Origin of the sequence: Sinorhizobium sp. P24N7, from assembly GCF_042436655.1 — a bacterium.
Lineage (GTDB): Bacteria > Pseudomonadota > Alphaproteobacteria > Rhizobiales > Rhizobiaceae > Sinorhizobium > Sinorhizobium meliloti_A.
In genome coordinates this window covers 396,960-410,457 of the sequence record NZ_JBHMIW010000002.1, presented here as the reverse complement: position 1 = coordinate 410,457, position 13,498 = coordinate 396,960, and the positions used below count along the sequence as shown (strand labels likewise).

Annotated in this window: 13 protein-coding genes; 12 read left to right on the top strand and 1 reads right to left on the bottom strand. The window is 59.1% G+C overall.

Annotation, left to right across the window (positions count from 1 at the left end; genetic code table 11):
- Positions 1–231: 231 nt before the first annotated feature.
- Complete coding sequence (locus tag ACFHWW_RS04640) at positions 232–771, top strand: peroxiredoxin (RefSeq protein WP_379937408.1); 540 nt, start codon at positions 232–234, stop codon at positions 769–771.
- A gap of 74 nt (positions 772–845) precedes the next feature.
- Positions 846–2,285, top strand: coding sequence for an RNA polymerase factor sigma-54 (rpoN, locus tag ACFHWW_RS04635; RefSeq protein WP_379937407.1), 1,440 nt, complete (start codon positions 846–848; stop codon positions 2,283–2,285).
- Positions 2,286–2,328: 43 nt separating this feature from the next.
- On the opposite strand, the gene ACFHWW_RS04630 is transcribed toward rpoN, so the two are convergent.
- On the bottom strand, positions 2,329–3,024 hold the full coding sequence (locus ACFHWW_RS04630) for a nitrogen fixation protein NifQ (protein WP_379937406.1): 696 nt from the start codon (positions 3,022–3,024) through the stop codon (positions 2,329–2,331).
- 435 nt (positions 3,025–3,459) lie between these two features.
- Here ACFHWW_RS04630 and ACFHWW_RS04625 point away from each other — a divergent pair, with 435 nt between their 5' ends.
- The 10 genes from ACFHWW_RS04625 (at position 3,460) to nifA (ending at position 13,372) form a co-directional block, all read left to right on the top strand.
- Positions 3,460–4,005 (top strand): hypothetical protein, encoded by a 546-nt coding sequence (locus ACFHWW_RS04625; protein ID WP_379937405.1) that lies wholly within the window; start codon positions 3,460–3,462, stop codon positions 4,003–4,005.
- Between the two features lie 687 nt (positions 4,006–4,692).
- Positions 4,693–5,013 carry an iron-sulfur cluster assembly accessory protein gene (locus ACFHWW_RS04620; protein WP_379937404.1) on the top strand — a complete coding sequence of 107 codons (321 nt, stop codon included), beginning with the start codon at positions 4,693–4,695 and terminating at the stop codon, positions 5,011–5,013.
- Positions 5,014–5,037: 24 nt separating this feature from the next.
- The gene (locus ACFHWW_RS04615) at positions 5,038–5,868 is read left to right on the top strand and encodes an iron-sulfur cluster assembly scaffold protein (protein WP_379937403.1); all 831 of its coding nucleotides are present in this window, start codon (positions 5,038–5,040) and stop codon (positions 5,866–5,868) included.
- Positions 5,865–7,058 carry a cysteine desulfurase NifS gene (gene nifS, locus ACFHWW_RS04610; RefSeq protein WP_379937402.1) on the top strand — a complete coding sequence of 398 codons (1,194 nt, stop codon included), beginning with the start codon at positions 5,865–5,867 and terminating at the stop codon, positions 7,056–7,058. The genes ACFHWW_RS04615 and nifS overlap by 4 nt, the downstream gene beginning before the upstream one ends.
- Before the next feature lie 244 nt (positions 7,059–7,302).
- On the top strand, positions 7,303–7,686 hold the full coding sequence (gene nifW, locus ACFHWW_RS04605) for a nitrogenase stabilizing/protective protein NifW (protein ID WP_379937401.1): 384 nt from the start codon (positions 7,303–7,305) through the stop codon (positions 7,684–7,686).
- A gap of 190 nt (positions 7,687–7,876) precedes the next feature.
- On the top strand, positions 7,877–8,728 hold the full coding sequence (locus tag ACFHWW_RS04600; protein WP_283067587.1) for an electron transfer flavoprotein subunit beta/FixA family protein: 852 nt from the start codon (positions 7,877–7,879) through the stop codon (positions 8,726–8,728).
- A 66-nt stretch (positions 8,729–8,794) separates the two neighbouring features.
- Positions 8,795–9,853 carry an electron transfer flavoprotein subunit alpha/FixB family protein gene (locus ACFHWW_RS04595; protein WP_379937514.1) on the top strand — a complete coding sequence of 353 codons (1,059 nt, stop codon included), beginning with the start codon at positions 8,795–8,797 and terminating at the stop codon, positions 9,851–9,853.
- Between the two features lie 11 nt (positions 9,854–9,864).
- The gene (locus tag ACFHWW_RS04590; protein ID WP_283067591.1) at positions 9,865–11,172 is read left to right on the top strand and encodes an FAD-binding protein; all 1,308 of its coding nucleotides are present in this window, start codon (positions 9,865–9,867) and stop codon (positions 11,170–11,172) included.
- A 12-nt stretch (positions 11,173–11,184) separates the two neighbouring features.
- Positions 11,185–11,484 carry a ferredoxin family protein gene (locus ACFHWW_RS04585; RefSeq protein WP_283067593.1) on the top strand — a complete coding sequence of 100 codons (300 nt, stop codon included), beginning with the start codon at positions 11,185–11,187 and terminating at the stop codon, positions 11,482–11,484.
- Between the two features lie 154 nt (positions 11,485–11,638).
- Positions 11,639–13,372 (top strand): nif-specific transcriptional activator NifA, encoded by a 1,734-nt coding sequence (gene nifA, locus ACFHWW_RS04580; protein ID WP_379937400.1) that lies wholly within the window; start codon positions 11,639–11,641, stop codon positions 13,370–13,372.
- Positions 13,373–13,498: the final 126 nt, after the last annotated feature.

Sequence of the window (13,498 nt, the reverse complement as noted above, 5' to 3'; positions counted from 1 at the left end):
CAACCGCGATGATGCGAACTGCACCTGACCAGCGGTTATCGGCGTGCTCTTCCTGGCGAGGGCACGGACCTTCCGCGCACGCCAAGCCTGCTCCGTGCAAGAGCAGTGTGCTTCCGGCATTCAATAACATGGCATGGCACTTGCACGACCGGCATGTCGGTCGAAGGTCCGTACGCGCACCAGGCGCAATCGAGAGCGATGAGTCCGTTTTCTTGTAGAGGAGCAATATTGATGACTGTGAAAAAGAAGGTTCCCTTGGTCACCTTTCGGACGCGTGTTCGCGATGAATCCATCGCGGGGCCAAACCCGTACCGGTGGGAAGACAAGACATCCGACGACTACTTCAAGGGCAAGCGCGTCATCCTGTTCTCGCTGCCAGGCGCCTTCACTCCGACCTGCTCCACCTATCAATTGCCCGATTTCGAGGACCTTTACACCGAGTTCCAGAAGGAGCGCATTGACGAAATCTACTGTCTCTCCGTCAACGATGCGTTCGTGATGAACGCCTGGAGCAGGGCCCAGGGGCTGAAAAAGGTAAAGCTCATTCCCGACGGCTCGGGGGAATTCACGCGCAAGATGGGCATGCTGGTCGCCAAGGACAATCTCGGATTCGGAATGCGCTCCTGGCGCTACGCTGCCGTAATCAACGACGGCGTGATCGAGCAGTGGTTCGAGGAGGACGGTTTCTCCGACAACTGCGAAGCCGATCCCTATTGCGTCTCTTCTCCGCAGAACGTTCTTGAGAGGCTAAAGGCCCCGGCCGCCGCATGACCTAAAGGAGCCAACGTCCCGCAGCTATCATTACGCACCGCGCAGTGCGTCGCTCGACAGGAGTTTCGCTCTACATGGAGTCCGTTGTAAGCCTTCTTCAACGCCAGCAGCAATCGCTGGTTATGACGCCGCAACTCATCGCGTCGATACGCTTGTTGCAACTGGCGCATGCCGAACTGCATCAGTTCGTCGAGCAGGAAATAGAGAAGAACCCGTTCCTCGAGTTGGCGTCAGACGAAAGTGCAACGTCTGGCGATCTATCGCCGGTTTCGGAGGGAGACCAGAACATCGGCGCGCGCGAAAACGACGGCGATGGGCCGATGAGGGCCGAGACCTCGGAACTGCTCAGGCAATGGAAATCAATCCGCGACACAGCCAATGTTGCCGCGGGGGAAAGGCCTGCCCTCGAAGAGTTTGCCGCCTCAGCGGAAACATTGCATGACCATGTCGCTCGTCAGGTGGCCCTTACTGCATTCACCCCGCAGGAGCGGCTGATCGCCAGCCAGCTTACCGATCATCTGGAGGACACTGGGTATATTCATGCAGACCTTTTGGATGTGGCCCGGAGGCTGAATGTCGGAGAGGCTGATGTAGAGCGGGTTCTCGGAACCTTGCAGCTCTTTGATCCACCGGGAATATTCGCACGAACTCTCAGCGAATGCCTTGAAATCCAACTGCGCCAGCGAGACCGTTTCGATCCCGCGATGGCAGCGTTGGTTGCCAATCTTGAGATGCTGGCGCAACGCGATTTTCAGGCACTGAAGCGGCTATGTGGTGTCGATGAGGACGACATTCTCGACATGTTGCATGAAATCCGTACCCTCGATCCCAAGCCTGGGAACCGATATCAATCCGGAGGTCCGGACTATATCATCCCCGACGTCTGGGTCCTGCCCTCGCCCGGAGGTGGATGGCAAATCGAGCTTAATCCGGACATGCTGCCCAAAGTGCTGATCAACCAGACCTATTTTGCCGAAGTCTCTCGCCTGACGGCACACAATTCAGAAGACCAGGCCTTCCTCAACGAATGCTTCCAAAACGCAAGCTGGCTGGTTCGCAGCCTCGATCAGCGCGCCAAGACCATCCTCAAGGTAGCGACTGAAATCGTCCGCCAGCAGGATGTGTTTCTGGAACATGGCATTGCCCATCTCCGGCCTCTCAATCTTAAGACTGTCGCTGACGCGATTGACATGCACGAGTCGACGGTAAGTCGGGTGACATCGAACAAGTACATGCTCACTCCGCGCGGCGTATTCGAACTAAAGTATTTTTTCACCGTCGCAATCGCCTCCTCCCAAGGTGGCGAGGCACACTCCGCCGAAGCTGTCCGCCATAGCATCAAGGTAATGATCACCGCAGAAACGCTCGATCATGTGTTTTCAGACGAGGAGATCGCGGCCCGCCTCAGGAAAACCGGTATCGACATCGCGCGCCGCACCGTTACAAAATATCGGGAAGCGATGAACATCCCCACCTCCGTGCAACGCCGCCGGGAAAAGCGGCTGGGACTTTAATGGCGATCGAGCCTGCGGCCTCCAATCGCCGGCGAAAGCGGCTCTAGTCCAAATCGGTCCCGCTCTTGATCGGTGCAAGGCGGCTCTCGCCCTCCTCCGAGCCAAAGCAATCCTTGGACTCGTGGCATTCCCGGCAGCTGGGCGCCGCACAAAGCGAAAAACCCTCAGCCTCGCAGAGCTTGTAGTAGAGATACTTCTTCCATTTCATGTGTTCGGTGTTGCCGGCCGCCAGGTTCGGGAAGTGCGTGGCAAGCAAGCGGCTGAGCTCGGATCGGTCGAAGAGGCCGAGGTCCTGCCAGAGATGGTCATTGCGCAAGGCACGCCGGGCGATGATCTTGGCGAAGCGGGCGCTCGTGGGATCGCCCGGCCGGGCATGCGTTAGCAGCAGTCCGCGCAGAAGGTCTTCCTCCATACCAATCTCGGGATCGCTCACGTCTCCCAATGAGAATGAGTGGATGAAACTGGAGGGGAAATTACGGGTCAGGATATCCTGTAACTCGGCGCGCGAAAGACCGGTTGCCTCCGTCGCCGTCGCCTCGCCGGCATCGATCTCCTCGAGCGCACGCGAAAGGACACAGGCAAGTACATAATCGTCGAAATCCATCTCCACATCCATCCGCGGCCATCGGCTGGGGCCGGGCGATTGTGAGTGTCGTGCGCCGCGGGGCAGATAGGACATTCGTACTCCACGAGTGACGCCCGGTCCCCATAAGATGCGGATCTGCCGCGGATCTGACATGGTGCTTGTCCTTCCATTCCCATCGACCGATGTCATATCGGTCGGCAGCTCCCGCCGCCTTGTCACAGGGCACCTTCAAATCTCGTGCCAGCTGCGTAGCGAAGCTCTCGGAACTGATTTTCCGAGATGCATTCAACAGCTTAAATGAGCGTGCAGCAGGAAATGGATCCAATACGATGTCACGGAATCGACAAAAATCGACAGCGCCCGTGTCCTCTTGCACCGAATACGAACGTCTGGAAGAGGACAGTCGGCATCCGAAGACGGACGGGGAGACCCGAGCGCGCTTTCGATCGCGGAAACCTGGGCGCTGCTTGGTATGATCCTTGCAACTGACACTCGAGGCAGACGCAAGCGCTGTGGCTTCAGTCGAGCTGATCGCCGCGACAATCAACATCTAGAAGGCTGGAATAGCCCATATGAGGAGCACAGCGGATGACGTGCATTGTCGGTTTAATCGACAACGGGTCAGTTCACATTGGCGGCGACAGCGCTGGTGTGGCCGGCCATTCCCTTACCATCCGAGCCGATCGGAAGGTCTTCCGCAAGCAGGACTTCATCTTCGGTTTTACGACCTCGTTCAGGATGGGCCAGTTGTTAGCGCATTCCTTCGAGCTGCCAAAAAGGCATGCCGATACTGATGTCTACGCCTTTATGGTAACCGACTTTGTGAACGGGCTCCGCCAATGCCTGCGAGACGGTGGCTACGCACAGCGGCACTACGAAGCCGAGCGTGGCGGCATCTTCCTCGTCGGCTATGCCGGACGGCTCTTCAAAATCGGTTGGGACTATCAGGTTGGCGAGGCCGTCGATGGCTTTGACGCCTGTGGATGCGGACAAGAAATAGCACTGGGCGCGCTTTTTGCCCGCTCCCACTCTCCGCCTCGCGAAAGACTAGCGATAGCTCTCAATGCGGCTGAGCGTTTTTCTACCGGCGTACGCGGCCCGTTTCACTTCGAGACGCTGGACTCGGCCGAGTAAAGAGGTCGATGCGCAAGGCCGAACCTAAGGCACACAAGGTCTATGTTAATGGTCAAACACCGGCCGCACCTGACGGCCCCCTCGCGCCGTAGCGACATGGCCGGGAGTGGCTAGCGCCTGGAGACCAAAGCGTTCTTGGCCCACCTCAACAAGACCAAGAAATTTTTGCTGGCGCCAAAGGAGATGTCCACAGCAGACTCTTCCCCCCTCCATGCCGCCGTTCCGCCGAGGCTGGGAGAACATCAGGCGGCAAACAAAAACCATATCGCGCATGCCAGCGAGCGCTGGTGCACGCATAGCAGCATTTCAGGCGATCTCGCTGAAAGGCGATCACGATCTTACGCCGGATGGATCGACAAGGTGTTCGCACGTCAACCTGTCGCGCGCCAGCACGCTTTTGTTACGAGGTCGGTCAGCAATCTTCACCGTCCGGCCGATGATGACCTGACAGCGCCGCGGAAGGCCAGTGCGAGGCGAAGACCAGCATGTTTAGGCAAACCACACGACGGTACGGGTTTCAAAGCGAATTGGACGGCCTCCGCACTCCGTATTGTCCCATGTTCGACGATGTCGGACACGAGACACAAGGGTGTTAGAGCATGATCTTGTTTATACATGTTTTTCTCCTTGGCACGGTGGTTGCTCGGCTACCCGCTAAAGCCCTTCGGAATGAGGAGAAACCATCGCATGATCACGCTCACCGAGACTGCCGTCGCCGGCATGAAAGCTGCGCTTTCCCGAGCCCCCGAGCCGGCGGAAGGTTTTCGCATTATGGTCCAGGCAGGCGGCTGCGCGGGCTTCAAATACGTGATGGGAATGGAAAGCTTGGCGCGTGAGGGCGACGTGGTCATCGAGACAGATGGGGTTACGGTGTTTGTGGACGCAGGCTCGCAACCCCAAATTGCCGGTATGACCGTCGACTTCGTCACCGGTGTCGAAACCTCCGGGTTTGTCTTCGACAATCCAAACGCGCGAGAGAAGTGCTCCTGCGGCAAGTCCTTCGGCTGATCACCTGACATAGTGAGCGGACCCATGTGGGACTATTGGGAAATGGTCGGGGAATACTTTTTAAACGCGATGAATGCCGGCGTTCTCAAGGCCGCTGCGGCCGGCGCCATCTCCTGCAGCAAAACGCTTGAACTGATGACCAGAGTCGATCCTGTTGCCGAAGCGGTCGCTGCCGCGAAATCCCGGTCTTTGCGCTGCAGCTCCGCGATCCCCTCTTCGTCAGTGATTGCCGAACTCATCATCGCAACGACTGCCGACGAAGCGCATCGCCTCATCCATCGGGTGAATGCGGGGTTCATCGACGGCCAGCCGCCGGACAGGACGCACCGTTCGGCTGTGAATTTTACCAGGAGCGCCGATTTCCGCGGCAGGGGACGCTTCTCTGATCGCGAGCCAGGCGCCCTCCTCTGCAAAAACTTTGGTGTCGACGAAGGCGTGATCAGAAGAACATCCGTATCAACTGACTCACCGCCAGCGAGCAGGCTATTTGCGACACGAAGCCTGTTGGCAGCTGGTGCGCGTGCTCCAAAGCAGCGGAGCAAATGCTTGTCGGCGGCCATGCAGCAATGTTCACGAAAGACGCCACGACGTGAGAGGAGGCCCGTAAGCAAAACAAAGGCAGCCGTCGATACGGCAAGTTCGACTTGTCGGAACGCTGTCAAGGGCGTGCGTTCACCTGAGGGCTGCGGGGGCTGCAACCTTGTCAACATCGGCCATGATCAACCTCCCTCACCCCGCCGCCCACCTCGATCCCGTGTCTGCAGGCCTCGGTCATCATCAACCGCACGCGCAACCAGGACGGCCGAGCACATGAATGTTCACGTCATTCCCCGCCCGCCGGGAATGCAGCCATGAGATCTATCTATCTCGACAACAACGCAACGACACGGGTCGATCCGGAAGTGGTTGAAGCCATGCTGCCATTCTTCACGGATCAATTCGGAAACCCTTCTTCGTCGCACGCTTTCGGCTCCTCCGTCGGCGTGGCGGTGAGAAAGGCGCGCCAGCAGTTGCAGGCGCTGATCGGCGCAGAGTTCGATTATGAGATCGCGTTCACCTCGGGCGGGACGGAAAGCGACACTACGGCGATCCTTTCGGCGCTCGAGGTGATGCCTGAGCGCACAGAAATCGTGACTTCCGCAGTCGAGCATCCGGCCGTGCTGACACTCTGCGCACACCTCGAGATGACCCGCGGCGTCAAGGTACATAGGATTCCGGTGGATCACTATGGCCGACTCGACCTCGATGCCTACAGGGCCGCCCTTACCGCGCATGTAGCAATCGTTTCGCTCATGTGGGCGAATAATGAGACCGGTACAATCTTTCCCGTGGTTCCGCTTGCCGCGCAGGCCAAGCTGGTCGGCGCCCTTTTTCATACAGACGCGGTCCAGGCGGTCGGGAAGATCCCAATCGACCTTAAATCGACTGCAATCGACATGCTTTCGCTCTCCAGCCATAAGCTGCACGGTCCAAAAGGGATCGGCGCGCTCTATGTAAAACGCGGGGTACGCTTCCGCTCGCTGATCAAAGGGGGGCACCAGGAGCGCGGCAGGCGCGCGGGTACAGAGAATACGCCCGGCATAGTCGGACTCGGCAAAGCGGCCGAACTTGCCACAAAATTCATGGATGACGAGAACACACGGGTAAAAGCGCTCCGAGACCGTCTAGAGAAGGGCGTTCTCCAGCGTGTTCCAGACACCTTCGTCACCGGCGATCCGCTGGAGCGGTTGCCGAACACCGCGAACATCGCCTTCGAACATGCCGAAGGCGGTGGCATGCTGCGTCTACTCAATCGCCATGGCATTGCCTGCTCCTCCGGCTCGGCCTGCAGCTCCGGCTCGCTGGAATCGAGCCATGTCCTGCGAGCGATGAATATTCCTCAAACGGCGGCACAAGGGACAGTGCGGTTCTCCTTCTCACGCGACAATGGCGAGGAGGATGTCGACCGGGTGCTCGAAGTCATGCCCGGAATCGTGGAGGAGATGCGTGACACGCCCCGTCCTAAAGCACGTGCCGAAGACCACAATCCGGATAAGTCAAGGTAGAAGATGCGGCCGCCGCTCATGAAGCCTTCACTCTATCGACGCTGCGACGGCGAGCACGCGCCTGGTGTCGCCTTCGCTACGGCAGGAATAGTTGGGCTTGCCGGATACCTCGCTGCAGCCGGCATCCCGACTGCCGACGCGATCGCTCGCCAGCGGACCGCATCACCGCCCTCGAAGCGCACACTTTACGGCTGGAGCCTCAGATGCGGGAACACTTGAGACCACCCCGGTTGGGAGAATGCGAATGAGCAGGTGTTTTGATGAGAGCCATCATATTGATGTCAAAGATATCCTCGCACGGCTGAAGGGTCTGTCGGCTGCAGAGGAGTTCTTCGCAGCGCTTGGCGTCTCTTATGACCCGAAGGTGCTCAACGTCTCACGTCTGCATATCATGAAGCGTATGGGCCAATATCTCGGCGAAGAGGACTTCTCCGGTCTGCCCGACCAGGTGATCGCGGCTCGGGCCCGCGCCATGCTGGAACGGGCCTACGAGGATTTCGCGACTTCCTCCCCGCTCGCGCACCGGGTCTTCAAGGTGCTGAAGGACCACGACCCGGACAATCCCGCTCCACCGGGCCGCGCCTTCGTGCCGTTCAACTCCGTTCTGAAGCCGATCGAGAAGAAATGAGTCCGTCGCGGTTGCGACACGTCGATGTCGCGAAACCGACAACTCGGCGCTGACGCAGACATCCTCTGAACTGGAAAGGCTCCTCTTTTCAAAACGATAGGGGGAGCGCGGAGCGTTTGGCACAAATGATGCTTGCAGGGAAATGAAGTCCCAAGCCCGCCATCCGAACAGGAGGGAGCAAGAACCCGCCATGCACATCGTAATCTGTATCAAGCAGGTGCCGGACTCCGCACAGATACGAGTCCATCCGGTGACGAACACAATCATGCGCCAGGGTGTGCCAACCATTATCAACCCCTACGACCTGTTCGCCCTGGAGGAGGCACTCAAATTGCGCGACGCCCATGGCGGCGAGGTCACCGTGCTCACCATGGGGCCGCCCATGGCAGAGGACGCTTTGCGCAAGGCGCTCACTTACGGCGCCGACCGCGCGGTACTTTTGACCGACCGATATTTCGCCGGCTCCGACACTCTGGCGACCTCATTCGCTCTTTCTCAAGCTATCGCGAAGATCGGCGAGACCTTCGGCACGCCTGATATCGTCTTCACCGGCAAGCAGACGATCGACGGCGACACCGCCCAGGTCGGGCCCGGCATCGCCAAGCGCCTCGACCTCCTGCAGCTCACCTACGTCGCGAAGATCGCCTCCATTGATCTAAACACGCGCGAGATCACAGTAGAGCGCCGCTCGGAAGGCGGCACGCAGACGCTGATGAGCAAGCTCCCTTGCCTCATTACAATGCTGGAAGGCACCAATGAGATCCGCCGTGGCTCCCTCGACGATGCGCTACGTGCCGCGCGCAGCCGGATCGTGAAGTGGAGCGCGGCCGACGCCGGTATTGAGGACCTCACCAAATGCGGCCTGCGCGGATCTCCAACCGTCGTCAAGCGCGTCTTTGCCCCTGCTGCGCGGGCCGAAAAGGCGGAGCAAATCGACACCACCGAAAAGACTCCGCGCGATCTTGCCGATGCGTTGATCGCCGGGATCTTCTCGCGCCAGCCGGCGCTGGAAGACGAACTCGCCTTCGATGGCGACGCGTGAAGGCAAGGAGCAACGATGTTGAACTCGAAACAAGGCACCCCTCCTCCAGCCGCTGGCCGCGCTGGCATGAAGAAGGAACTGCCAGAGCATTTCAAGGACTACCGGCACGTTTGGGTCTTCATCGAGCTGGAGCGAGGCCAGGTCCATCCCGTCTCCTTCGAGCTGCTGGGCGAAGGCCGCAAGCTCGCTGACAAGCTGGGGGTCGAGCTTGCCGGTGTCGTTCTCGGACCCGCGGGAGAGGCCACCCTTTATGCCGTTGCCGAGGCCTTTGCTTACGGCGCCGATCTTGCCTACCTGGTCGAGGCACCGCTCCTCGAAGACTACCGCAACGAGCCTTTCACCAAAGCAATGACCGACTTGGTCACTACATACAAACCGGAGATTCTGCTTCTCGGTGCGACCACGCTCGGCCGCGATCTTGCCGGTTCCGTGGCGACGACGTTGTTGACGGGACTGACAGCCGACTGCACCGAACTTGATGTGGATGCGGAAGGCTCGCTCGCCGCGACACGGCCGACCTTCGGCGGCTCCCTGCTATGCACAATCTACACCCTCAACTGCCGTCCGCAGATGGCAACAGTGCGGCCGAGGGTCATGGCCATGCCGCAGCGCGTAAACAAGCCGATCGGGCGTGTCATTCAGCACGACGTCCCGATGGTAGAGGAAGAGATCGTTACCAAGGCCCTCAGCTTCCTGTCCGATGGCCAGTCGTCGAACGCCAATCTCGCCTATGCCGACGTCGTGGTTGCCGGAGGCCTCGGTCTCGGCGCGGCGGAGAACCTGAAGCTTGTAAAGAATCTCGCGCGGGCGATTGGGGCCGAATATGGCTGTTCGCGCCCGCTGGTCCAAAAGGGCTGGATGCCGGCTGATCGGCAGATCGGCCAAACCGGCAAGACCATCCGGCCGAAGCTCTACATCGCGGCCGGGATCTCGGGCGCCATCCAGCACCGGGTTGGCGTCGGGGGAGCTGATCTCATTGTGGCGATCAACACCGACCGAAACGCGCCGATTTTCGATTTCGCGCACCTCGGCGTGGTGACCGACGCGATCCGCTTCCTGCCATCCTTGACGGAAGTCTTCACCCATAGGCTGTCGCCGCACAGTCGCGATAAGCTTGCGAACTGAGGGACACGACCATGACCGAAGAAAAGTTCGACGCCATAGTTATCGGGGCCGGTATGGCCGGCAACGCAGCCGCTTACACCATGGCGAGCCGCGGCCTGAAGGTGCTGCAGCTGGAGCGCGGCGAGTATCCGGGCTCCAAGAATGTCCAGGGCGCCATCATGTACTCAAATATGCTGGAGAGAATCATCCCGGACTTTCGGGATGATGCGCCTCTCGAGCGGCATCTGGTCGAGCAACGCTTCTGGATGATGGACGACACATCCCACGTCGGGATGCAATACCGCTCGGATGACTTCAACGAGTCGAGGCCAAACCGCTATACGGTCATTCGCGCCCAGTTCGACAAGTGGTTTTCGCGCCAGGTGCGCGAGGCGGGAGCGACGGTTCTTTGCGAAACGACGGTGACGGAACTCGCCCGCGATGCAGATGGGAAAGTGATCGGCGTTCACACCGACCGTACCGGCGACGTGATCCTGGCGGACGTGGTCGTTCTCGCAGAAGGGGTCAATGGGCTGCTCGGCACGCGGGCTGGCTTGCGTGAGACGCCGAAACCCGAAACCGTGGCGCTTGCAGTCAAGGAAATGCATTTCCTGCCGGAAGAGGTGATCGACCAGCGCTTCGGCCTCAAGGCCAACGAAGGCTGCGTGATCGAGGCAGCCGGCACCATCTCCCGCAGCATGGCCGGGCTCGCCTTTCTCTACACCAACAAAGAGTCGATCTCGATCGGCATCGGCTGCCTCGTCTCGGATTTTGCCGCGACAATGGAGAGCCCTTACGACCTGCTCGAGAACTTCAAGAACCATCCGTCGGTCCGGCCGCTGATCGCAGATTCGGAGGTCAAGGAATATGCCGCTCATCTCATTCCGGAAGGTGGTTACAAGGCAATCCCGCAACTCTTCGGCAATGGCTGGGTGGTCGCAGGCGACGCCGCGCAGCTTAACAACGCCGTGCACCGGGAGGGATCCAACCTCGCCATGACGTCCGGGCGCCTCGCCGGTGAAGCCATCTTGCAGGTCAAGAAACGCGGGGACCCAATGATCAAGGAGAACCTCGCCCTCTACAAGTCGAAGCTGGACAAGTCCTTCGTCATAAAAGATTTGCGGAAATACAAGGACATGCCCGCCCTGCTCCACACCAATTCCCGCAATTTCTTCACGACATATCCGCAATTGCTGTCGCAGGCTGCACAGAACTTCATGCGTGTCGACAGCACCCCGAAGCTCGACAAGGAACGGGCGACTACGGCGGCATTCGTCAAGGAGCGCTCGCGCTGGGGGCTCGTTAGTGACGCAGTCCGCTTGGCATTCGCCTGGCGCTGAAGGAGAGATGAGATGACGATCGCAGTCACCAACTTGCGCGTAGAGGAAAAGCTTTATCAAAATCGCTATGTAGTCGATTCAGGACGCCCGCACATTAAAGTGCGACCGCACCAGTCGCCGAGCGCGAAACTCTACGCCCTCACAAGCGTCTGCCCGGCCAAATGCTATGAGTTGAATGACAAGGGCCAAGTGGAGATCACCGCCGACGGGTGCATGGAGTGCGGCACATGCAGAGTCCTTTGCGAGGCAAGTGGTGAGATCGAGTGGAATTACCCGCGAGGCGGCTTCGGTGTCCTCTTCAAGTTCGGATGACTAGCTCGCAGGCCCTCCCGCGAATGTCGCAAGCAGCATTGGATTTTTCAGGTTGTCGAAAATGTGCACAATAGGGCTTTGGAATCATATGCTTCCAGAGTTCAGAAGAAAAAAGGCGCTTGGAGGAGCACCTGACAACCCTTGAGGAGTTCACATGCTGCATGATCGGTTCGATGAAGGAAGGCGGTCTGATTCATCCATTAAAACCAAGACGGATATTTCCAGCGTAATTTACCAGATATCGAAAGTCCTGATGGCCCCCACCCGGCCGGAGATCATGCTCACCAATGTCGTGAACATCCTCTCCTCGATGCTCGACTTGCGTCATGGAGCAATCGTCGTCCTCGACGATGAAAACGAGCCAGAAATTGTCGCGACTGCCGGCGTCACGCCCTCACCTCCATCCGGCCGTGACCGAGTTATACCGCAGGCCGCAATAGACGAGATCGTCGCTACGGGGGCACCCGTCGTCATACAGGATGCCAGCAAATCGGAGCTCTTCCGGGCTCACCTTCAGACGTCCTCGAACGGTGGCGCCATCCCAGGTCGTTTTATTGGTGTCCCGGTAAAGGCCGAGCGCAGGATTCTTGGAGCGCTATCGGTCGTCCGCGTCAGGGGCGACGCCACTGGCTTGCCCTATGACGAAGACGTTCGCTTTCTCACAATGGTTGCCAACCTTGTCGGCCAGACTATCTGGCTCCATCGCACTTTTGGCATGGATGGTCAGCGGCTCATGGAGGAGCAATGCAGACGGGAAAAATCCCCAGACGATGAGAGGAACGACACCGGCGGGCGTCTGCCTGCCAAAATCGACTGGATCGTCGGGGAAAGTCCCGCAGTCAAGCAGGTGCTCGAAACCGTCTCGGCCGTGGCCCCAACCAATACCACCGTCCTTCTGCGGGGCGAAAGCGGCACCGGCAAGGAATTCTTCGCACAGGCCATCCATGAGCTTTCACCTCGGAGGAAGAAACCTTTCGTAAGGTTGAACTGCGCCGCATTGCCTGAAGGCGTTCTGGAATCAGAGCTGTTTGGGCATGAAAAGGGTGCCTTCACCGGGGCTATCTCGCAGCGCGCGGGCCGTTTCGAACTGGCCAATGGCGGAACCCTGTTGCTTGATGAAATCGGCGAGATCTCGCCTGCATTTCAGGCCAAGCTGTTGCGCGTCTTGCAGGAAGGTGAACTGGAGCGGGTTGGCGGCACCAGAACGCTAAGAGTCGACGTGCGGCTCATATGCGCCACCAACAGGGACCTCGAGACAGCTGTCGCCAATGGAGAGTTCAGGGCTGATCTTTATTACCGCATCAGTGTGGTGCCAATTGTCTTGCCGCCGCTCAGAGAGCGACCCGGCGATATTTCGCGCCTTGCAAAGGCTTTCCTCAAACGATTCAACAAGGAGAACGGCCGCGAACTCGCTTTCGCGCCATCGGCGCTCAACCTGGTCTCGCAATGCCGATTCCCTGGGAATGTCCGTGAGCTTGAAAACTGCGTGCGAAGGACGGCAACACTCGCGCAGTCCACGACGATCGTTCAGTCGGATTTCGCCTGCCAGAACAGCCAGTGCCTCTCTTCGCTACTATGGAAGGGAGCCGACGGTTCAAACGGCGGCAATGCCATCGATGACCTCGCCAGGGGAATGCCTGCTGGATCGCCGCTCACAGTCAGGCGTGCCGGCGCCACACAGAGCGAGGCATCGTGCTCCAACGCCTGTGACCCGAACGATCCTGCTTGCCCCGCAATGGGTGCGCGTCTGACCGAGCGCGAACGACTGATCGATGCGATGGAGAAGTCCGGCTGGGTTCAGGCCAAGGCGGCTCGCGTCCTCGGCCTCACCCCGCGTCAGGTCGGTTATGCTCTACGCCGGCATCAAATCGAGATAAAGAAGTTCTAAGCCTGCTGGTGACGTCGACCGTCACCAAACTTGCCCACCCCTCGTGTGCTTGAGGCGCGCTGCCTTTTAAACCCTTGTCTGTCCAAAGTCGGAAACATGACAAAACCTTGTCGGCGGGAAAATGAA